The following is a 24364-nucleotide window of genomic DNA, read 5'->3' as shown; positions in this document are numbered from 1 at the left end:
GGTGGGACCATGGCCTTCGACGGCTGTAAGCAGATCCGGATGTACTTTTCCGGGCCGAAGGTGTTGGTGGTCACCGGCGCCCTGACGCAGCAGGCGAATCCGGGGCCGTTGCGGGCGGTGGAGGAGGCGATCGCGCCGGGCGACGCGCAACTCATGGTCCTGGCCGAGGCGGACGCGGCGACGAGTGTGGCGCCCGCCTTCCTCGCCGGTCAGGCGTGGCGGGACCGCCTGGTGGTGCTGCCCTGGGATCTCGTCGATGCCGGCGCCGCTGTGATCGCGCCGGTTGACGCCGAACATGTCGTCGACCGCCTCGGCACCCAGATCCAGCTGCCGGCCGGGCGTGTCAGTCCGAGCGCCGAGCACGTTCAGCAGGGCCGGTTCGTGCCGGTCGACGCCTCGGGTCGGGAGACGCCGATCGCGGCTGCCGTGTCGGTGCGCGTGTTGCCGTGGCCGCACGTGGCGGCCCGGGCGGCGATCCGGGACGCGGCGGCGCTCGCCACCGGACCTCTTCCGCCCTCTCCCGCCCGACTGAAGGGCTTCCTCGCCGATCTCGGCTGGCTCGGTGTCCGACTGCCAGGGCGGGCACCGGCCGCGGCTCAACTCGCCGCCGCTTACCTGGCCCGGTACGGTGTGCCGGCCGGCTTCGACGCCACCACGCTGACGTCATCGCCGATGCCGGTGACCGAAGCGGCCCTGCACGAGTTGGTGGGTGGCGAGCCGGTGGTCGCCGACGCGGCCCGGACGCTGCTCGCGTTGACCGGTCATCCGGGTGCCACCGCGCTGGTGTCGTACGTGCCGGCACCGGGCCGGCCGCGGGAGAGCGCGTTGGTCGCCTCGGACGCGGACGGCCTGTGGTGGTACGACCCGGCGACGGCCGAGGCCGACGTGCCGCAACGATACGCACCGGCGGTCGACCGGCTGCGCACCGCCTACCTGGGCGGCGACGACACCCGGATCCTGCTGATCGACAGCGACGGCCGGGTCAGCGCACCCGAGGATCTGGTCCCGCTGCCCGCGCCGGTGGACCCGGCGTCCCCTGTGGACGCCGCGCCGCCGGTGCTCGCCCCGACGATCGCGACGCCTGCGCCGCCGGTGCTCGCCCTGACGGTCGCGACGCCTGCGCCGCCGGTTGCCGAGACACCTGTTCCGGTGGTGGCCGCCGCCCCGGCGGTCGCGACGCTTCCGCCGGTCCCGCAGTCGACCAGCGGTGCCAGGAATGCCATGGCGGATGCCCAGCGACGCTTCCTCCGCTGGGCCGACACGCACTCCGCCGAGCTGGACGCCCTCAGCGCGAGCGACAGTACTGTCGAGGCTCTCCTGGCCCACCTGCGCGAACCGATCGACGCGGCGACCCGCCAGCCCCGCAACACCCTGCTCGCCTACCTGCTCGAGTACGACCAACTTCGGGTCCACCTGACCGCGGCGGACATCCGCAGTCACCCGGTGCGGGACCTGGTGCGGGGAACATCGGCCCAGCGGTGGCTTGAGGAGGAGCAGGTTCCCCAGGACGCGGCCGAACAGATCGCCTTCGGTCTCGTTCTCGATCTGCCTGGCGCCGAGCAGTTCGTGGCCCTGGCCGACGTGCTCGACCTGTTGCCCGCCGACCTCATGACGCAGATCAATGGGCAGATCGAGCAGCTCGGCCGGGCACACCTGGAGCCGTTGTACGCGCTGACCCGCGACCTCGCCCTGCGCCCGGACACGATCGTCCGCGGGGTCGGCGACCTGCTTTCCGGCCTCGACGGCGACGTCGTGGCCGGACTGCGCGGTCGGCTGGCCGACGCGGGGGTCCGCACCGACGCGGACCTGACGGCCGTGATCGAGCTGACCGCCCGGATCGCCCCGTCCACTGCCGAGGAACGCACGGCCTTCCGGGCGAAACTCGGCCGCCTGGCCCGACGCCACGTTTCGCCGACCCTGCTGAACCTGGCACCCACGGACCTGGTCAATCGGTCCACAGAAAACTTGAAGGCGCAGGAGGATAAGGCGCCCTCATTCGTGGCCGAGAAACTCCGCCTCGCCGGCATCCGCGACCTGCGGATCGTCGCGGAAGAGCTGAACGTTCTGCCCTCTGACCTCACCTATCTGACGCACGAGCCGATGCTCGCCGATCTCCTCAAGACGCCGCCACCGGGGTACGACGCGGCGCAGGGGCCGGTTGCCGGCGCAGCCGCCAGGCGGTTCGCCAAGGACGTCGTGGAGACGCTCGCCAATGCCGGTGTGGAAGAGCCCCGCACGTGGCTGCGGGCCTCTGTGGCTCTCGGCTTCGGCGTCCACGAACTGCTGACCCCGACCCCACGGGACGACGTGGGCTGGCTCCTCATGGATCTGCTGGGCGGTGTGCGGCCGGGCGACCTGACGCCCACGCTGGCCCAGCTGGTGCCGGCCCGGCGGCCACCAACCGAGGCCCTATCCGCGCACGACGTCGCGTCCACCGAGCGCCTGAACCGTACGGCGTACCTGCTGGGTCTGCCAGACGACGTGGACTTCGTCGCGACGGTGGCCGCCGGACTCGGGGTGACACCGGGCGAACTCGGCGTCTTCCGGGAGGTGTTCCGCTCCAACGCCGCCGCCCCGCTGCTCCGGCGGGCCGACGCCGACCAGATGGTGAAAGCGATCCGATCGTTCCTCGGCGTCGAAACCGACGAAGCTGCCGCCCGGCAGTTGCGGCTGTTCGCCCGCGGACCGGGCCGGGCCGGCTACTCCCTCGCCCAGATCAACCGCATTGTCGAGTCGCCGTTCGATGACGACGCTTTCGCCGCCTACCGCGACCGCGCCAAAACGGTGGCCGACGCGATCATCGAGTACGTGGCCGAGCACCAGCTGTCCATAAAATGGAAGAACGGGAGGCCGATCGAGCTGTTCCTTCAGCACGTCCGCGGCGTCGTGCGGATCGCCGACACGATCAAGAAGCAACCCGCCTCCGCGGCCGCCGAGGCCCTCTACCTAGCCCAGACGGCGATCGAGACCGCCAACAAACAGGTCCACCGGCCGTCGAATGCCAGTGGTGGGCCTGGCCTGCCCTGGGACCCGGTGAGTCGCGACCTCGCACGGCTGCACCAGCTCGACGGCGTCGCTCCCCGGATGGACACGGTTGCGGTGTTCGGCTCCGGGCTCCGGGTGACGATCATGGCGCTCCGGATGGCAATCAGCTCACTCGAGGAGCCGGACGAGAAGTCGGACGAGGAGTCGGACGAGAAGCGTGTCAACTGGCTCGCCAGAAAAGTAGACGAGGACCATGTCAACTGGCTCGCCGGAAAAGCAGACGAGATCGCCGTCGAATTGGCCGAGGCGGTGTCGGCTCTTCAGCGTGCCGAGCAGGACCCGACTTCGGCGGCGTGGGACCAGCACGCGCGCACGGCACTCACGTCTGCGAACGGGGATCCGGCGGCAGTGGGCGACCCGGCGGCCGACGTCGACCTGGTGTTGGCGCACTGGTGGCTGAGCGAGCTCGACGTGCGCGACGCCGGGCCGTGGGCGATCCTGAGGACCCCCAACGGCTATCGGTACGCCGCGTTCCTGCGCCATGCCGTCGAGAACAACATGCCGTCGGACCAGGTTCGGTACATCAACGAGGTCGCGAACGATCTCGACCTGCTGGCCAGTGCCCGCATGCTCGTGCAGGTCGTGCCCGATCTGGCAACGGAAGACGTCGATGCGCAGGAACGAGGCGCACTTCTCGCAAGCCATCTGAACGCGTTGCCGCTCGGCGATCTCAGCGCGTCCAGCCGCCTCATGTTCCTGGCGGACCTCGGCATGACAGTTGACGCTCCGCGGCAGAAAGGTCTTAAGGAGGCGGCTGACCGATGGCTCGCCGGCGGCATCGGGATCACCGCCGACGACCTCGCTGAGCTCCGGCGTCATGGTAGCGACCGTTGGGTAGGGCTTGTCGAGGCGCTGCGGGCCGATCTTGCACGCCGGGAGCCGAGCGGCGGTTGGGAGCTCGTCAACCTCTATCGTCTCGCGGCGCGTCTCGGCGTCAGCGAGTACGCACTGGTGGGACACAGTGTGCTGACCGGTCTGGTGCCACAGCACCTGCCTGACGAGGCCGTCGCGTATGGCATCACCGAACCGGCGAGGCTGTTCGGCCTGGCCGTAGAGCTCCGGGTCCGCCATCAGGAATTGGATGCCCAGCTGCGCCGACCGAACGTTCGCAACGCCCTCAACAGTGGGGCGAACCGGGCGTCGGCCGTGGCGGCGGCGAGGGCCCTGATCGGTCCGGATGCGGTCGCGCCGCGACAGTGGATGAGCGACTTGGTCCGGCTCGTCGCCCACGAAGGTGCCGTGCCGATGGACATTGTCGAGTTGGCGCAGCGGTCGGGGCTGTATCCGGCAGCGTTCGTCGAGACCATGACTCGAATGAAGGCGTTGCGCAGCTCGGCCGCCGAGGCCGGGCGCGGTGCGATAGTCGCGTTCATCGAGTCGGTTCCGGCCGGAGACGCGGACCGGAGCCCAACCGAGATCGTCACCGCCCTCGGAGAGTGGGCGGATCAGCTGGCCGCACTCGGCATTCGACCCAAAGCCATCGCACCCATCCACGTGTTGATCCGAACGATCGGGCGAACCTTGGGCACGGTCCAGACCGTCGTCGACGCGGCGGAGGCCGTCGACCTCGCCCGCGGCCTGCGGTACGGCAGTTCCCCGGAGCAGTTGACGGCAGCGCTCAACGAGCCCTTGGCGGACGACGACCTCGAGCGGCAGCTCGCTCATGTTCGGACGATCACGGAGTTGATGGTGCTGGCCGGACGTGTCGCCGAGCCGATCGTCGAGCAGGGGCCGCCTCGGGGCGCGACGGTGACCATGACTATGGACACGCAGCTGGCCGGGGAGTTGCAGGCCAGATTCTGGGGCATGCGGGACGTCACATTCGCCGACACGCCCGTTGCCGAGCTGGCCACGATGACCATCGGGTTCGACAACGGCTGGAGGGCCCTCACTGCGGCACTTCCGCGGCTGCCTCCACACGAACTGTCCGGAACAGTATCGATCACAATTCCGCGTCCGGCCCGCCCTGCAGTCGAGCTGACCGTCGAGGGATTCAGTCAGCTATCCGAGACCGAAGCCCTGGCGTTGATCATCGCAGCCGGGATGGGGACGCGCGCACCGCGCGCCCTAAGGGCTCTCGGCTGGCGAGTGAACACCACGTCATCGGGCCTGCTTCGACTGCACCCGCCGCTCGCGACCTTCGAGCCGTCGGCGACCTTGTTCGAGGCTTTCTCGGGCGACAAGACGCGTCGTGTGGCCATGCTGGCTGCGACGATGACGGCCGACCGGTTACGCCCACCACGGGACTGGTGGGCCCGGCGGGCCACCGACAGCTGGCCGCGGACCAGGCTGTCCGCGTCGGCACCCGGTGACGAACTGCCCGATGCGGTGCTGGAGAGCGCACACCGGCAGGGCCGCTCGTTGCCGCCGGACGTGAGCGACGTGGCCACGCTGATGGGGCACACGGCTCGTGACATGGCCCAGCGGAGGGCCGCCTACGGCGGACTTCGCGATCTGGATGCCGGTGCGCTGTTTGTCGGCATGCTCGACAATGCCACGGCCCTCCACCTGGCCCGCGCCGTCGAGCTTCCACGCGAGGCGTTCGCCAATCCCGCTGCCACCCGTGACGCGCTCACCGAAACGGTCCGGGCTCGTTCCGACATGTTCCGTCGCGACATCCGGCAGAACGCGCGGGTATCCGATCCGGACCTGGCCAGGTTGTTGACCGCGATGGTCGAGGCGGAGTCGTTCAGCGCCGTCGACGTGATCGGTGAGGCGCTGCGGACGCCCATGCTGCGGCGCCGACTCCCTCGTGACCTGGTCGAGCAGCTACTCAGCATCGCGCTGGACGTCAACCTCATGGTGCTGTCGCCAGACGGTGAAGTCGTCCGGCAGACGCGGCCCGGGCGAGCCCGGACGCTCGTCATCGGCGAGACACACAGCGAGGGCCGCCATTTCTACGAGGTTTACGGGCCGCCTGTCAATGACGTCCTGGTGCACATGGCGCCGTCGATTCCGACGCCGTCCCTGGGGCTCGGCCACTTCGTACCGAAGGATCGGGACGGACTGCGCGCGGTGCTGTTGGCGTTGAAGCACAGCGGTCTCGGCAGCAGCCAACAATCGTTGCGAGACGGGCTGACCTCGGCCGCCGCCGAAGGCGACACCGCTGCCGATACGGAAACCGGCGTGCGTGACAACCTCCATCGGCAGGTCAACCTTCTAGGGACCCTGCTGACAATGGAGCCGCGGGTCGGCCTACAGACGATCCGTGAGGAGTTCCACAACTTTTTCCTCTTTATCGATCAGCTCCACCAAGACGGTGTCGACGTCCTCGCGCCGGTCGGTGTCCGCAGCCATCCGGTGGCCGATCTGGCGCGAGCCGCCGAGGCGTACCAGTGGCTGGTCAACAATGGTGTACCGGAGGCGTCGGCCGAGTGGATCGCGTTCGGCCTGGCCCTCGACCGGCCCGGCGTTGAACAGTTCACGGCGCTGGCCCGGGTGCTCGGCTTCGACCGGGTCGACCTGGCGCGGCAGCTCACCGAGCAGACCGCGCGCCTCGGACTGCCGGGTCCGCAGCCGCTGTACGCGGCTACCCGCGACCTCGCCCTCAACCCCGAGACGATCGCCGACGGGATCGGTGACCTCCTGCCCGGGCTGGACCGCGACGCCGTCGTGCCCGAGCTGCGCGACCGTCTCGCTGGCGCCGGCGTCCGTACCGAGGCGGATCTGTACGCGGTGATTCGGCTGACCGCGCGATTGCAGTCGGTGGACCGGACCGACGTCCGGTCGATGCTGGGTGATCTGCGGAAGCGGGACGTGCCGGCGATCCTGCTCGATTTCGTTCGAGACGACCTGGTCGTGCAGAGCGTTCGCAACTACGAACGGGCTCTGTCGATGGGGCACGCCGAGCTTGCCGAAGATCTCCTCCTGCCCGGTCCGGAGGCGGTGCGGACCGCGGCGGACGCGTTGGGGGTGCGGCCCGGCGATCTGGCGTATCTGATCGACGGTTGGATGCTCCCGAGTGCGGTCACCGAGCAGAACGCCCACGAGGCAGGCAGGCAGTTCGCCGATGGTGTGCTCGCCAAGCTGGCCGATGCGGGCATCCAGAATCCGCGGATGTGGTTGCGCGCCAGCGTGGTGCTTGGTTTCGACGTCCACGAGCTGCTGGCTTCGGCGTCGTGGGAGATTGTCGGATGGCGTCTCCTGGATCTGCTGGGCGAGGTCCAGCCGGGCAACCTGATCGAGACGCTGGACTGGCTGGTGCCCGCCCCCCGGACCCCGGACGCGGCCCCACCCGATTACCGCGACGCGGATGTGCCTGCCTATAGTGACGTGCCGGCCGACGGACTGGCGCGCACGATATACCTTCTCGGCCTCTCCGACGAGAGCCGACGTGTTGTCGTCGACGTGGCCCACCGGCTCGGCGTGCTGCCGGAGGAACTAGGCCCGTTCCGTGAGGTGTTCCGCCTCAACGAGGCCATGTCGGTCGAGCACCGGGCCAACTCCGTCGAGTTGACGTCCGCGATCACGTCCTTTCTCGCTAGAGACGCGCCGTCTGAATTGATCCGCCGGTCTGCGCGCGGGCCTGGCCCGGCCGGCTACTCGCTCGTGCAGATGCACCAGTTGGCGAGGCACGACTTCCACGACGAATGGTCCCTACGCTTTGAAGAGCACTTCCAGCGCATTGTCGCCCTGACCACTGCCATCTCCGACAGCCGGATGGCGTACTCGGGGTGGCAAGCGGTCGCCGTGGTCGACCTCGCGCGCGAAGCCCGTCGGGTCGCCGTCGACATGAAAATCGCGCTCGGCGTGGAGTCCTCGAGTGACGACAAGGTCACCGCTCTCCAAGCCAGGCTACGGGTATCGGCCCAGGCGCTGAGGTCGACGGCCAGCGACGACGGCCAGGTACGAGAAGGGGGGAACTGGTTCGCCGACCAGCTCGAACACTTGGCCACCGAACTGGCTGAGGCGCTGTCCGCAGAGCAGCACGTACGTCAAGGCCTGGTCCCGCGTGACTGGGACAGCCAGGCGGTGTCGGTGCTCGGCTCGGTGGCGGTCGGCGACGACTCGGCGGCCGAGGCCGGACTGGTGCTGGCCCATTGGTGGATCCGCCGGCTCGAGTTGAACTCCCTCCCGAACGGTCAACGTCCGGAGACGTTACTCGACGATGTCGAGGGAGGGGGCCTCCGTTACGCCGAGTTCCTGCGCTTCGCGGTCGAGCGAGACTTCACTCCGCCCGGAGTTCAAGCGATCAACGCGTTGGCGGACGCACTGGACATGCTGGCCGATGCGCGCACGCTGCTGCGGGTGGTGCCCGACCTGGAAGTCGCCGGGTTCAACCCCGTCAATAAGTACGAGGAGATCAAGAGCGCCCTGGATCGCCTCCGGCTGCGCGACATGGGCGGACCCGCGCGGCTGGCGTTCCTGGCCGACAACGGTTTGACGGTCGACGAGGCAGCGGCGCGAGACGGGCTGCGCGAGGATGGCGACCGGTGGATGGCTAGCCGGTTCGGCGTTACCGCCGACGAACTGATCCGTCACCTCTCGTCGCTGTCGGCGCAGCGCGACTGGTTGAAAGTCATCCGGTCCCTGCGTGCCTATTACGCACGCCAGGAACCGAACGCCGACTGGACACCCGACGGTGTCAAGCGGCTGGCGATGCGGCTCGGCATCAACGTGCACGTGCTGCTCGGTCACAGCGTCCTGATCGGCACGCTACCCGACGAAATCCGACAATTCGCCGAGGCGAACGGCATCGAAGATCCGCCGCGGTTGCTTCTGCTGGCCGCGCGGCTGCGAGTCGACCACCGGGAACTGGCAGCCGAACTGCGTCGGGCGGACGTGCGCGCCGCCCTCAACGATGCGACGAGCCGATTGGCGGCCGTAGAGCATGCCGCCGCGCTGGTGACGCCGGGCGCCCTCGCGCCACGGCGGTGGCTCAGTGACCTGCTTCTGCTCACTGTCCGCCCAGGCGGCGGGTCCGCCGACGTCGACATCCTGACAAAGCAGACCGCGCTGCCCCCACCCGTGCTCGCGAGCACCGCGCTGGCGGCCGATCGTCTGCTGACCGACGTGTCACAACATGCCCGAGGTAAGTTGCTGGGCGCGATCGTCGCCTTCATCGAATCGGTGCCGTCGACGCGGACCCTTGCTGACGCCCCGGATCGGCTCGCTGCGGCCTTCAACACGTGGGCAAGGCGGCTCGACGGATTCGGTATCCCGCTCGACAGCGTCGAGTTCATCCACGAGCACCTGCGGCCCATCAATCGGAGCCTCGACACGATCGAGAACGCCATCGATGCCCAGGAAGCCTCCGACCTGGCCCACGGCCGCTATTACAGCAGCTCAGCCGCTATGCTGACGAATGAGCTGGAAAAGATCCCCACAGAAGACGACCTCGGGCGGCTCACCCGGGTGCGCTCACTTGTCGACATGATGACGCTGGCCGGGCGCGTCGTTGATCCGTTCGTCAAGGAGGACCCGCCGCAGAAGACCACGGTGAGCGTCACCCTTACCACCGCACGCGCCATCGACGTCAGCGTGGTTATCGGGCCCCACCGGCACATCAGATTCTCTGACGCGACCACGCCCAGTCGGAGCACGATGACCATCGACCTACGCGAGGGCTGGCGTCCGCTCGACGAGGCCCTGCGACTCCTACTCCTGGAGCCGGCCGCCGTCGGCGACGCGCTGATTACCGTCGGTTCCCGCCTATCCGGTCGCCTTGACCACACGGCCGTCGTCGAAGGGTTCGGGGACCTGTCACTCACCGAGGTGAAAGCCCTGGTGCTGGCTGTCGGTTCGGCGCGGGACGCGCGCACCGACGCCCTGCGGGCCCTCGGTCGGGAACCGATCGAGACCGGGCCCCGGGCGATCCGGCTACCCGCACCGAGCGGCGCCTTCCAACCCCTGCTGGCTCAGTTCCGCGCGTTCTCGGACCCGAACACCCGCGCCATCGCCATGCTGGCCGCGACGCTGACCGCTCATCGTCTGCGACCACCGGCGCCCTGGTGGGTCCGGCAGGCGAACTGGCAGCCCACACGGACTACGATCTCCGCCGGCGAGGTCGCCGAGGCCATCCTGGAGAGCGCCCCCCGGCAGGACCGCTCGCTGCCGGCAGGGATGACGAGCACGGCCATGCTGATGGCCCATGTTGTCGATCAGATGAGAATCCGGCGGGTGGGTTTCGCCCACCTGCTCCGCGACCAGGATGCCAGCGCGCTGTACGTCGGGATGCTCGACGACGACACGGTGCGAGATCTGGCCCGGGTGACGAACCAGGTCTCCGACGAGGCCCTGACGAGCCCGGCTGCTACCCGTACGGCACTGATCGCCGCGTTCAACGCTCGTACCGACGGCTTCCTCGCGGATATGCGCAACCGGGCGTCGGTGGCCGACCCGGATCGGGCCGGACTGCTCGCCGCCATCGCGGCGACTGGGCCGTTCGGCGCCGTCGAATTGGTCGCCCACGCCCTCATCCGACCGGGACTGCGTCGCCTGCTTCCGCCGGCGCTCGTCGAAAAGGTGGTCAGCACGGTCCTCGACGTCAATTTGCTGGTCCTTTCCGCCGACGGCCGCTATCTCCGGCAGTCGCGGCCCAACCAGCCCCGCACGCTGGTCATCGCCGAAGGCCCGGCCGGCGCGCCCGGCACGTTCCGGGTTGTAGGCCCGGGGCCGCTGTCTCTCCAGGTGCATGTGGTGTCGGAGGTTCCGACGCCGGGTGTGGAGTTCGGTGCTCTGGTGCCGGGGAGTCTGGCTGGGTTGCGGGCTGCGGTGGTGGAGTTGGTGGTGGGCGGTGGCTTTGGTGTGGAGCGGTCGTTGCGGGCTGGGTTGATGCGGGCTGCGGCGGCGGGGGACTCGGTTGGTGTGGGCCTTGCTGGCTTGGATCATCTGGGTCGGCAGTTGGGCGTTGTGTGGTCGCGGTTGGGTGAGGTTACGCCGGAGACGCTGCCGGCGGTGCGGGAGGAGTTTCACGCCCTGCTGGTGTCGGTGGACCAGGTGTTTCGCCGGGGTGGGGCGTTGGTCGGTGTGAAGGCGCCGGGTGTGGCGGTGTTGACCGGTGGTGTGCATGCCGATGCGGAGTTGGCGTCGGTGCGGTGGTTGCGGGGTGTGGGGTTGTCGCAGGTGGCTGCGGAGCGGGTGGCGGCTGCGGGGGTGGTGGATCGGGTCGCGGTGGATCGGGTCAGGTCGGGGTTGGGTTTGGACGCTGCTGGTGTGCGGCGGTTGGTGGGGTTGTCGGAGGTGTTGGGTGGGGTGCCGGTGGTGGGGTCGGCGCCGGCGTATGCGGTGGCGCGGGATTTGGGGTTGCATCCGGAGCAGGTGGTGGCTGCTGTGGGTGATGTGTTGGATCGGGTCGCTGGGGACAGCGCGGTGGTGGATCCGTCTGGGGTGGCGTGGGTTGATCGTGTGGTGGCGGCGTTGGCGGGGGAGGGGGTGCGTGATCGGTTTGATTTGAGTGATGTGGTGCGGTTGGCGTCGGGGTTGGGGTTGGACGCTGGTGAGCGGGCGCAGTTGCATCGGTTGCGTGGTGATGGTGTGCCGTTGGCGGTGTTGGCGCGGGTGCCGGGTGAGTTGGCGTTGTTGAGTGTGTGGGCGAGTCGGGAGCGTCATTCGCTGGATGATGATGACTTGGCGCAGCGGTTGGGGCTGACTGGGTCGGATGCGGTGGTGGCGGCGGCGCGGGTGTTGGGTGTTGAGCCGTTCGATGTGTTTTTTGTGGTGTCGCGGTGGCCGGAGTTGGTCGCTGATGTGTCGGTGCAGAGGCCCGCGCCGGGTTTGAAGGGTCAGGAGTGGGTGTCGGCGGTGAGCCGGCAGGGTGAGGTGTTCGGTGCGGCGGTGCGTGATCGTCTGATCGGGCAGGGGTTCGAGGAGCCGTTGATCGGTGAGTGGTTGAGGAACAGTTCCCGGCTCGGGTTCTTCGTCCAGTACCTCCGTAAGTTGATCACCGGATCGGCCGCCGATTCCAACCACCACACTTTGCTCCTGGTCGGGGCGGCGCTGCCGACAGCGCGGCCGGCGGCCATCATCGATCAACTGTCTGTGCTGCCGGATGCGCCCCGGCACGCGCTGATCGAGGCGGCATTCGAGCGCAGGCGGGAGCAGTTTGCCCACCGGGCCGATCAGCTACCGGTGACCGCCGCTCGGGTGGGGCTGGGTGACGGTGGCGCTGAACGGCTGAGGAAGTTGGCCGGGCGTACGGGTGTGACGCCGGACGCGCAGGAGGTGTTGCGCACGGCGTACCTGGCTGGTCGTGATGATCCGGCGGACGTGGCCGATGTCGCGATCGGGTTGCGGGTCGATGTGTCGTTGCTGTCACCTCTGGTGCCGTTGCTGGCCCGGGTCGCGGCACTGGACCCGCAATACCGGCCGTCGAACGACCAACTCATCGAAGACATCCAAGGATTCCTGCGCATCGACGTCCACTCCGACGACGACAGGTTGCTGGAAACGCTGCTGTGGAACGGTAGCCAGGGCAACGGACCCCACGGCCCCCTCCTCCTCACCGAACTACGCCATCTGGCAGGACGAAGCGGCGACGTGACCTCCATGTCCCGCCATGGGGGGGACCATCTGCTACGGGTGGAGAGCCGGGAAGGCTTGATCGAGTCAGCGGTCGAGGCGATGCGCGGCGCTCTCCCGCCGGACAGCGCTGTCCGAGAGATACTCAACGCGATCAAGGTTCTGGCCACCTCCAGCACACAAGTCGCACAGGGGGAACCCGGCGACGAGCGGCTCGAGGCGGCAAGGACTGCGGGAAGGGCGGCCCAGTTCATCCACAGCATCGCCGACGTCGGTAGCCAACGGGCGGACACCGTGAACGACCGGCTGCGCCGGCTGGACGCCGACGAGCTGCCGACGATCTCGCTGGAGGGCCGCGACTTCGCGCTGGCCATCGATGCCATCCGACTGGCCGTAGACGGCCTCCTGCGGGCCACGGAGAGCCTGGAGGCCCGGCCGCTGCGGATCCTGGCACGGGAGATCGGCGACCAGCTCGGCGAGATCGCCAACGGACTGGCTCACCTACTGGCACTAGGCTTCCGAACCGAAGACGGAGCGACAGCGGCGGAGTGGGCGTCCTTCATCGACGCCGAGTTGCTGCCGGACGAGAACGGCAACCTACCGGTGCCCGGCCGGTCGGTGCGAGGCGATGTCGATCAACTGCTCACGCCGTACTGGGCTCGTCAACTCGGGATTGCGGATTACCAGATCAGGCGGGCATTGAACCGCGCCGAGTCCATCGACGTCGCAGAGGTGCCGGAGCAGTCCCGGATTACCGGCATCGCACCTTTGCGCCTGCTCGACGCGCTCTTTGGGGATGGCGGCTGGATGTCCGGTTACGCCGAGGCGAAGGCCGCGGCGGTGCAGGATTTCGGAAGCGACACGGTGAGCGCGGCAGCGCTGCACGTGGTCACGACGGTCTCGATCGCCACCGCAACGCGTCCGGCCCGGCTGATCCGGCTGTTGCGGCCGCGGTGGAGGTCGGGTGATCCAGGCATGCACACCGTAGCGGACGTGCAGGCATATCTCGGCGACCAGATGAAACGCGCGGTAGAGCTGTCCGGCGTCGCGAAAGAACGCGTGAGCGTCTTCATGAGCGATTTCGGGTTGACCTTCGACGACCTGGAGAACCCGGATCGGGTCGCCGCGGCAGCCCGGCACTGGCGTGCTGCGGTTCTCGGTTTGAGCGGGCCCGAGGCGGCGCAGCTCGAAGGGCGAGAGTGGTTCGAACTCGACAGCTGGCTCGAACTTCTTGAGGGATTGCAGGAGGAGCGGGCCAAGCGGGACCCGGCCGGCGGCTGGGCGCTGGAGGACATCCGCAGGGTCAGCGCCCTCCTCGGCCACATCAGCGAGGAATGGATCACCACGTTCAGCCTGCACGTCGGCCGAGTGCCGATCGATGTGGCAGCGATCGCCGAAGAGTGGGCGGTGAAGCACGTCGACCGGCTCTTCATGGTGTCCGCACTGTTGCGGATCGACCCACAGGACTTGCGCAAGGCGTGGCCCGGTAAACCGAAAGACCTGCGCAAGCGACTGTCCGTTCTCAACACCGAGCCCGACAGATTTGCTGCGGTGACTCGGGTGGTCGACCGTCTGAAAAATGTTGCCTGGCGCGCGCCGGCCTACGCGATGGTGCCGGCCCGGCTCGCCCTGGTCGCTACCAACAGTCAACGGCTGCCGGAAGGTCTGTCATCGCTGGTCGATACCGGCCACGCTCAAACCGAGCTTCTCAGCGCCGCCGAGGAGACCTTCGCTCGGTCCCAGAATCCAGCCCTCGCCGATCCGCGCTTCCTCGCCACCTACCTCAATTCGTCACCGTCATCACGCGGCGCGCCTACGAAGCGCGTCCATGCGCAGGCGGGGCAGTCCGCGGCCGGCCAACTCGCCGAGGATGCGCTTGCCTGGTCCGATTGGCTGAGGCAGCAGTACCAGATCGCGCCTGAGGAAATCTTGCCGCTCGCCCAGCGGAGTAGACAGACCCACCACACCTTGAGACTGCTGGACGAGCCCACGGATCACGCCCGGGGGATGCTCGCCGACTGGCGTGCCGCCGCCTTTCCGGACCATTTCCAGGAACGGCTGCGTGGCCTTGCCGAGAGGTTCCGCGGCGACGACGCCGCGCTGCTTGCCGGCGTCCGAGATCTCGGCTACCGGGTGGCGGCGGCCGGTCGGTCGGCGATGCCCGGCCTCCCCCGGCTGACCTTGCCGGCCGACGTGCGCGTGTCGATACCACTTCAGCGGTATCAGGATCGTCTTGGCGAGCTGCGGGATCTCTCCGTGCTCGTCGGCGGTCGCACCGACGTCCGGGTGACCACCGACGACGTCGACGGCCGGGAACGGATTCACATCGACCTGGCCCTGCGCGGCGCCGCGCCGAGCTGGACACTCCTCGGCGATGTGTTGCGGGTGGCCGCCCACTTCAATCCCTCCCGCCTCGGCGTCGAGGTGGGCGATCAGCACTTCAGCATCAAGGCCGAGACTCTCGTCGGCGACCCGGGCGCCCAGCAACTCCTGCTTCTGGCCTTGACAATGGGCGGTAACTCCGACGAGAGGCTGCGCGTTCTCGGCTGGAGTCGGGTCGCGAACCAGGAGCGACAGCTCAACTGGACCCCGGAAACGGCCGGCACGACAGTAGAGCAGTTTGACGTCTTCCCCGCCGGTCCGACCCGCGCGCTGGCGATGCTCGGCGCGGCCCGGGCCCGGCGGGAGAGCGAAAGTCGGCAGTCGATGTTCCAGACCACCGTTGGGTTCCGGAGGACTCGGACGTGGTCCGTCGACAGCGAGACGGTCTCCGAGTCCGGAACGACGGCGGTTGAGCGTCGGAGTCTCGTGCCGCCCGAGGAGCCGGACAATCGTTCGTTCCAGGTCCCCAACGTCATCCCGGTGCCGGCCAACCTCACCCGGCCGAGCGGCAACGAGGCAGCCGCCGGGCCGGATGCGCTGGCCATCGCGGTGTTGAGAGCCGCGAATGGGCAGCATGTGCGGCTGCCTGCCGAGGTCACCAATCCGGAGATCCTGTGGCAGTACCTGGCGACCGGAATCCGGGACGGCGTCAGCCGGGCATCGTCGATGCGTACCTCGACCGCGGATGCGGTCGGCTACCTGCTCGACGAGCGAGTCCGGGCTGCGGTCGTACGCGCCTGGGAACTCCGGCACCCGTCAGGCGCTGCAAGGCTGCACGACATCCTGGCCAGTCGAGACGAACTCCGTTTCGTGGCTTACGCGCTTGAGAACGAGGAGCGGTACGCGCAAGGCGCTCTGGTGCGGCGGGTGGCCGGTGGGCTGTCAGCCGAGCGGACGTACGGCGCCATGCTGGCCGATGCACGACTGCGGACCTTGGTGCCGGCGGAGGTGCTGGCCCAGGCCATCGGACATGGGCTGGACATCAATCTGGTGGTTGTCGCTGCGGGCGAGTCTGTGGGGATGGGGGTCGGTCCGGCGGGTGCCCCGTTGTTGTTCGTCGAGGCCCTCGATGGTGGGGGTTTTGGGGGGTATGTCGATGAGTCGGTCGTCGCGGTGGCCGAGTCGGGCGTGGGGGTTGAGGAGCGCGATCCGCCGCCGCATGGCGATGATCGGCGAGGCATCGCTGGTGACGGCGATGTCGAGGTGCATGTGGTGTCGGAGGTTCCGTCGCCGTCTCTGGGGCTGGGTCATCTAGTTCCGCTGAATGTGGACGGATTGCGCGCGGCGTGGTCTGCGCTGGTGGTGGCTGGTCGTTCTGCCGCTGGTGAGTCGTTGCGGGCCGGCTTGTTGCGGGCTGCGGCTGTGGGAGATGAGGCGGCCGATGGTGCGCTGAGGATGTTTGATCACCTGGGTCAGCAGTTCGATTTAATGCGGTCGCGGTTGGATGAGGTTACGCCGGAAGGGCTTCCGGCGGTGCGGGAGGAGTTCCTCCTCCTGTTGTCCTCGGTGGATCAGGCGTATGAGCGGGGTAGTGCGGTGTTGGGGAGGTCCGCACCAAGTGTGGCGGTGCTGACCGGTGGTGTGCATGCCGGTGCACGGTTGGCTTCCGCCGCGTGGCTGCGGGCGGTGGTGGGGCTGTCGGAAGTGGCTGCTGTGCGGGTGGCGGCTGCTGGGGTGGTCGATTTGGTCGGGGTGGATCGGGTCAGGTCTGCGCTCGATCTGGATCTGTCTGGTGTGCGGCGGTTGGTGGGGTTGTCGGAGGTGTTGGGTGGGGTGCCGGTGGTGGGGTCGGCGCCGGCGTATGCGGTGGCGCGGGATTTGGGGTTGCATCCGGAGCAGGTGGTGGCTGCTGTGGGTGATGTGTTGGATCGGGTCGCTGGGGACAGCGCGGTGGTGGATCCGTCTGGGGTGGCGTGGGTTGATCGTGTGGTGGCGGCGTTGGCGGGGGAGGGGGTGCGTGATCGGTTTGATTTGAGTGATGTGGTGCGGTTGGCGTCGGGGTTGGGGTTGGACGCTGGTGAGCGGGCGCAGTTGCATCGGTTGCGTGGTGATGGTGTGCCGTTGGCGGTGTTGGCGCGGGTGCCGGGTGAGTTGGCGTTGTTGAGTGTGTGGGCGAGTCGGGAGCGTCATTCGCTGGATGATGATGACTTGGCGCAGCGGTTGGGGCTGACTGGGTCGGATGCGGTGGTGGCGGCGGCGCGGGTGTTGGGTGTTGAGCCGTTCGATGTGTTTTTTGTGGTGTCGCGGTGGCCGGAGTTGGTCGCTGATGTGTCGGTGCAGAGGCCCGCGCCGGGTTTGAAGGGTCAGGAGTGGGTGTCGGCGGTGAGCCGGCAGGGTGAGGTGTTCGGTGCGGCGGTGCGTGATCGTCTGATCGGGCAGGGGTTCGAGGAGCCGTTGATCGGTGAGTGGTTGAGGAACAGTTCCCGGCTCGGATTCTTTGTTCAGCAGTTGGGGTATCTGTTTGCTTCGCCGGATCCGAGTTCGCAGCGGGCTGCGGTGTGGTTGGTGGCGGCGGCGGTGCCGCACGTGCGGCCGGAGCGTGTAATCGATTGGGTGCGCGCCTGGCCGAATGTACCGGTTCCGAAGGCAGTGAGAGCAGGCTGGGAACGCTGGTGGGTTCAGGCCAAGCATCAGTTCGCGCAAATATCGGTGACCGCCGGTCGGGTGGGGCTGGGTGAGGGTGGCGCTGATCGGCTGAGGGAGTTGGCCGGGCGTACGGGTGTGGCGCTGGATGCGCAGGAGGTGTTGCGCACGGCGTATCTGGCCGGTGACGATCAGCCGGCCGGCGTGGCCGATATCGCGGCTGGGTTGCGGGTCGACCTGTCGATGCTGCGGCCTCTGGTGCCGTTGCTGGCCCGGGTCGCGGCACTGGAGCCGCAATACCGGCCGTCGAACGACCAACTGGTCGAGGCCATCCGACGATTCCTCCTGCGCGTCGCCGACGACAGGATGCTGGAAGCGTTGCTGTGGAACGGCGCCCAGAGCAACGGACCCAACGGCCTCCTCCTCCTGTCCGAACTCCGCTACCTCGGACACCGCCTTGATGCGCTGAATCCCACCACCAGACATTTCGTACAGAGCAAGGTTCGGATCACCGGACACCTCAACGGAATCCGACATGCGAGCAGAGCGCTTCAGAACGGTGTCATGTCGACCGACTCGACCGTTGACGTCATGGGTGTCCTCGTCGGGGCCGTCGAGACTGCAAATGGCGCCGGCAGGGTCGCGGCGGGGAGCCCAGCCGATGTCCGAATGGCTGATGCTCGCCGGGTCGGGGAGATGGCCCTCAGGGTTCATGAGTTGGTCGATCCCGACAGCGATCGAGCGGATACTGTGAAGGACCGGCTGAGCCGCCTGAACAGCGACGACCTACCAATGTTCTCGCCGGAGAGCCGCGACTTCGCGCTGGCCATCGATGCTCTTCGGCTGACCGCGGACGGCGTGCTGCGGGCCATCGAGAAAATGGGCCGGCCCCTACGGATCCTGGCCCGCCGTCTCTCCGATCAGCTTCTCGGCGTGGCCACCGAGATGGCCCACGTGCTGGCCGCCACCCTACTGAAGCAAGACGGGGCGACCGTGGCCGAGTGGGCGAACCGGATAGAGGACGAGCTACAACCGGACTCGCGGGGCAGGTGGCCGTTCGTCCGTCCGGTGACCAGCGATGCCGACCTGTTGCTTGCCAACTCCTACTGGGTGACGCGCTTCAACGTCCCGGTCACCAGTGCGGAGTCCATCGTGGCCGACTCCGGTGCTGTCAACGTACCGCAGTTGCTGGAGTTGGTTCACCGCACGATCCATCCGGAGCACCTGCCCGATGTCCTCAAGGGCGACCCTGGCTGGGTGAATGGTTTCGCCGAGGCGGTCAACGAGTTCGGTGACGTCCTCAACGAGTCAGCTCTGGTCAGCATCGAGGGCGCCGCCCGCGACGCGAGCATTCGTCCAGCGCGGCTGACGCGGATGACACTGCGGCGAGGAAGCCAGCCGAGACCCGCCCTTGACGACCCGGAAAGATTCAGCGAGTACGTCCTAGAACAGCTCGATGTGCTGAAAGAGCTGTTCAAGGGTGAGGCGCGTGCACAGGGCGCGTTTATGAGTGATTTCCGGTTGACTTTTGGGGATCTCGAGGATGCGGTTCGTGTTGAGGCGGCGGCGGCGCTGTGGTATTCGGCGGTGTTGGGGTTGGGTGAACGGCTTGCGGGCGAGGTGCTGGGGCGTGGATGGTTCCGGTTGGAGTCGTGGCTTGGGGTGTTGGAGGGTTTGCGGGCGGAGCGTGCGGCGGAGGATCCGGGGGGTGGTTGGGATGTAGTGAATCTGCGGCGGGTGGGTGTGTCGTTGGGGGGTTTGAGTGAGGAGTGGTTGACGGGTTTCAGTTTGGCTGTGGGTCGGGTGCCGGTGGTTGAGGATGTGCGGGGGGTGGCGGCGCGGTGGGGGGTGACGCGGGCGGATCGGTTGTTGATGGTGTCGTCGTTGGTGGGTACGGCTCCTGAGGATTTCGGGTCGGCGTGGGTTGGTAGGCCGGAGGATTTGCGGGCTCTGTTGTCGGTGTTGGATACCGAGGCGGATTTGTTGACGGCGGTGTCGGGTGTTGTCCTGAAGTTGCGTAGGGCGGGTTGGCGGGCGCCGGTTTATTTGGGGGTGCCGGAGTTGGTCGCGCGGGTGGCGGTGCAGGCTGAGCGGATTCCGTCGGATCTTTCGGAGTTGGCGCGTGTTGTTGGGCGGAGGCAGGTTGATCTGCTGGAGGCGGCGGGTCAGGCGTCCGAGGTGTCCGGGATCGCGGCTGTGGGTGATCCGCGGTTGCTTGCCGCGTATGTGCGTTCGGTGGGGCAGCCTGCTGACGTGTCGTCGAAGACGTACCGTGAGGTCGAGCGGATTCCGGTCGGGCAGTTGGCTGCTGATGCGGTGGCTTGGGCTCAGGGTTTGCGGGAGCGTTTTCAGATTTTGCCGGAGCAGATTTGGGCGTTGCACGAGCGCAGTCATCAGACGGGGCGCAGTCTGGCGGTCCTTAACGAGCCGACAGACGCCGCCCGCGGCCTTCTCGACGACTGGCTCTCCGCGGCGTTCGACGAGCACTTCGAACAACGGCTCAACCGGATCGTCGAAGAATCCTCAGACGACGCCCAGCTGCTGAACAACATCCAGGACCTCTACGACAGGGTGGCGGCGGCTGGACAGACCGAGCTTCGCGGACTTTCCTGGCTGGGGCCGCCGAGCGGTGCGACCATCAGGTTGGTTCTTGAGCCGATGGACCTCGACGAAGACGCGTTCAAGGAGGTCTTTTCTATCGGTGACCGACCTGGCGTCTACATCGGCGGGGGCGACGATGCCGCCAGCGTCGTCTCCGACGACAGCATGGTCTCCGACAACAGCGAGAACGTGCCTCAACGGCTCCGAGTGCGCCTCGACCCGAACGACGAACGAGTTGAGCTGCCTTCCGAGGCGATGACGGACACAGCGAGTGACGGCCGCGTTGTTCCCGACGACAGCGAGGGCGAGCCGTTACAGCTCCGAGTGCGCCTCGACCTGAACGACGAACGCGTTGATTGGGAGCTTGTCGAGGCAGTGATGAAAGCAGCGAATGGTCCGAACGTCAGAGTCGTCCATACCGCCGTGGAACGGACCCCAGGCCAGGTACGCGTGGACGGCCTCGTTTACCTGGACCGGGGCAACCGACAGCTCCTGCTGATGGCCCTCACGATGCCGGAGAGCACGCTGGAAGGCCTCACGCCCGTGGGCTGGAGTCTGATCCCGGGCCCGGAGTCGGCGCTCGCACAAACTCCGGAGACAGTCGGCACGACCGTGGCGGACTTCGCCGCGATCCCGCACCGCCCGCTGCGCGTGCTGGCCATGCTCAGAGCAGCCCAGCTCAGCCGACCCTTCAGGGCCCAGCGAGCGGCGGAAGCCCAGCGAGCGGCGGAAGCCCAGCGAGTTGCGGAGGCCCAGCGAGCGGCGGAAGCCCGGCGAGCGGCGCAGGCGCGGCGAGCGGCGGAGGGCCGGCAATCCGCTCGGATCCGGCGAGCACAGCGGGGGGCGGCGGAGGCAAACGCGAAGGGTGAGGCGATGTCGATCGACGACCCCAACCCTGCGGTGGGGGAGGATGCCGACACCGAGATGCTCGATGTCGCCATGGACCACTTCCGGCCGCGACCCGCCCTGATCGCCACAGAAGTCGTCACCGGGCCGGACGCGTTTGCCACGGTGCTGCTGATGGCCGCCGCGAGAAATGGCGTACGGCTACCAGCCGACGTGAACGCCGCGAACCTGTGGCGGCACGTGGCGACCCAAGTCCGTGACGGCGCCGTCGGCAAGTCGCCGTTTGGCGAGACGTCGGAGCTGCTGATCTCCTACCTGCTCGACGATCCCGCACGGGCGGCGATCGAAGGGGCCAGGGCTCTGTGGGACGACGAGCCGCCGAGGGCGGACTTCACGCTCGTCCTCTCGAAACTGGATTTCGTGGCGTACGACCTGGAGAACGAGAACCACCACGCAGGTGCAGCCCTGGTCCGGCAAGTGGTCGCGGACAGGCCCTCGACCGCCGAGACCTACGCCCAGATGCTGATCGAACCGGAACTGCGGGTTGCACTGCCGCCGCAGTTCCTGGCCTATACCGTCGCCGAGGTCTTGGGCATCGATCTGGTCCTCATCACTGACGAGAATCATTTCCCCGCTTTCCGAGGCCCGGAGGGTGCGCCGGTACTGCGCCTCGAGGCACGCGACGGCGGGTGGGCCACGCGGGTGCCGGCCGGGTCCGCTGACCCGATGGTCTTGTCGGCTCAGGTTGCCGGGCCGCCCGTTGTCGAGGCGCCAGGGGATCGGATCGTGATGTCCCGGGTCGCTGCGGGCATTCGCAGCGATCTCATGCAGGGTTTCGGTCGTACCCTGGGGACGCGGCTGGCGCAGTACCCGGATGCGTTGGCGCTGGTGGAGAGCCTGCGCACGGGTGCCGCTGAACTTCAGAGCGCGCTGCTGGGCAAGGGGAACCTGCCGTCGGCTGCTGTCGGGGATATGTATCAGAACCTGCTCCGTACTCTGGATCAGACGCTTGGTGTTGTGCGTGCCCAAGTGCCGGACATGGCGGCGGCGTTGCCGACGGTGGCCGGTGTGGTGGCCGTTTGGAGGTCGGAGCCGGTTGATCACACTGTTCGTAAGCCGGGTCAGGCCGCCTGGGTGCGCGGGCGGCTGACGATGATCGGCGCGCAGGGGTCGTGGTCGTCGGCCGAGTGGCTGGTGACCTTGGTGTCGGACCTCGCGGCGGCGGGCGGCCGGCCGGTGACGTTGATCCGGGGTGAGAGTTTGCCTCAGCCGGCTGGGTCGGCCTCGTCGATGGGGGCCGAGCTGGTCTGGGGTGGCGCCGAGTTGCGGGCGCTGTCCAGCTTGTTGTCCCGCTATGGTGACCCGGCGCGTGATGCCGTTGACTTGACTACGCTCGGGTCGGTGTTGGCCGCGAGTCCGGTTGCGCCGGTGGTGGTCTCTACTGGTGGTTCGGCTGCGTTGGCCACGCTGCTGCGCCGTCAGGGTGTCGTGCAGATTGTGCGGGTGCCGACCGCTCTCGGTTCGTCCTGGCAGGTGATTGCCCCGGACGTCGCGCAGCCGGTGGTCGAGGCCGGGCAGTTGACTGGTGAGCTCTTCGCTCGGGCGGGGGAGATTGCGGTACGGCCGGCCGGGGTGCCACCGGAGGTGCTCGGCGGGTGGCTGGCGCAGCCGAGTTGGGCCGCTGCTGGTGATTACCTGGCCGAGCACCTGAGGGAGTTGCGTGAGCCGGGGGTGAAGGCGGCGTTGGACGCGATGCGGGTGGCTGATCCGGACAACCGTGAGGTGGCCGCGTACCAGGTCGTGCTGGACGCGGCTGAGCGTTTCGGTGGCGTGGGCGATGAGGTGCTGGAGCGTTGGCGGCCGGCGGCGACGAGCAATGAGCTGGGCGTGGACCACGTGGCCGTTGCTCCGCCTCCGGGTCTGGTTCCACCCCGGTTCCTCATCGAGTTCCTCGACGACATGGGCTCCTACGATCTGCGGCGTGGTTGGAACGACACGTTGCTCAGGCTGCTCTATTCCGGGCAGTTGAGCGGCCTGGCCGTGGTCGCGCTGAGTCGGGCGCTCGTCGCGGTCGACGGTGAGGCGTCGACGGTGGACCGCGGTGCGACGGATACCAGGGTGTTCACCGCGGTTGCGGTCGTGTTGGCGATGACCCCGCGGGAGGCGCAGGAGCGCTGGGACGAGCCCGCGGGGCCGTTCGAGCTGGCCGAGTCCCTGTTGAAGACCTGCGTGGTGATGCCTACTGACCGGTGGTTGTGGGTGCTGCGGATCGCTGGTTTGCGGGACCTGTTGGCCGCCGACGGGCGGCCGGGTGTCTTCGGGCCGGAGCAGGCCGACCCGCACCGGGGACTGCTCGACGTGCTCGCCACCGCCCTGTCCAACTGCAACTGAGCCGGAGAACAGCATGTTGCGAATGATCTTTCCCGACACCGCGCCGCTGGAACTCTGCGCCGACGGCATCGCGCTCACCGGCGACGACGGCGCGTTCCTGCTGGGGTCAAGGCTGGTCACCCAGGACGTAGCGGCCCCCTCGGGCCGGGGTGCGCCGGCGAGCCTGTCTGGCCGTCAGAGAGGGATTTCCTCGGAGAGGATCCGCGAGCCGGCGGCGGCCGCTGTGACGAGGTTCCTGGCGGCCTGCGTCACCACACCGACTTGACCATGTGGCGGGAACACGAGATGGTGCGGGAGCTCACCCGCGGCGGTGTGAGGATCGCTCTGCGACGTGAGAGGCACTGACAATGCCCTGGTGGACCCGGGAGTGGTCGCGGCAGCTGTTGTCCGTGCCGGTCGTTGTCTTCGGTGTGTTCGTCCCGGGCGACGTACTGGTGAAGTTCCTGGCCGCCTGGGACCTGTATGCGGCGTTGTATCTGGTGCTCACCTGGTGGGCCTTTCGTCGTCGTACGCCGGAGGAGTCGCGGGCGATCGCGGTCGCAGCCCGGCGGCGCAGCCTGGCCGATCGCCTGTTGATTGCCACGCCGGAGCAGTTCTCGCAGGCTGCCGCGTCGGTCGCCCTGGTCACCACAGTTGTGGCGATGCCGCAGGCTCGCCAGCTTGAGACATCTCTGACGGTGGTGCTGGTCGTCTGCGGTGTGGCGGTGGTGACCTGTTGGTTGGTGCTGCAGGTGGGCTTCGGCATCGGCTATCTGCGGCTCTATGCCGAGAAGGGCGGCCTGGTCTTTCCCGGCGACGAGGAGCCGAACACCACCGAGTTCCTGTACCTCGCGATCGCTGTCGGTACCACTTTCGGTACGACGGACGTCAATATCACCCGCAGCCGGGTGCGCCGGCAGGTCCTCACGCACGGGTTGATGGCTTTTGTGTTCAACACTCTGATACTTGCCGTTGCCATCACGCTGATGAGTTCGTATATCGCCTCGCCCTGAGAGGCGTCTTCCGCGGCCCGGTGGGCGGATCGCTGTGACTCAGCGGTGCGTGTCTGGTCGGCCTG

At 68.0% G+C, this 24364-nt stretch carries 3 protein-coding genes; all 3 read left to right on the top strand.

Going from position 1 to position 24364, the window contains the following annotated elements; all coding sequences use genetic code 11:
* Positions 1 to 9 precede the first annotated feature (9 nt).
* Positions 10 to 23307 (top strand): hypothetical protein, encoded by a 23298-nt coding sequence (locus ACQPZK_RS20895; protein ID WP_433534628.1) that lies wholly within the window; start codon positions 10 to 12, stop codon positions 23305 to 23307.
* 22 nt (positions 23308 to 23329) lie between these two features.
* Positions 23330 to 23572: a hypothetical protein gene (locus ACQPZK_RS20890; protein ID WP_433534627.1), complete on the top strand. Its 243-nt coding sequence runs from the start codon at positions 23330 to 23332 to the stop codon at positions 23570 to 23572.
* 124 nt (positions 23573 to 23696) lie between these two features.
* Positions 23697 to 24299, top strand: a complete 603-nt coding sequence (locus ACQPZK_RS20885) for a DUF1345 domain-containing protein (protein WP_433534626.1) — start codon at positions 23697 to 23699, stop codon at positions 24297 to 24299.
* Positions 24300 to 24364: the final 65 nt, after the last annotated feature.

Origin of the sequence: Micromonospora sp. CA-249363 (assembly GCF_050950185.1) — a bacterium.
Classification (GTDB): domain Bacteria; phylum Actinomycetota; class Actinomycetes; order Mycobacteriales; family Micromonosporaceae; genus Micromonospora.
The sequence above is the reverse complement of the archived record's forward strand: the minus strand, read 5'-3'. Positions and strand labels throughout refer to the sequence as shown.

Coding starts and splice junctions, on each gene's coding strand:
- ACQPZK_RS20895 (WP_433534628.1), top strand. CDS start 10: ATGGCCTTCGACGGCTGTAAGCAGATCCGGATGTACTTTTCCGGGCCG.
- ACQPZK_RS20890 (WP_433534627.1), top strand. CDS start 23,330: ATGATCTTTCCCGACACCGCGCCGCTGGAACTCTGCGCCGACGGCATC.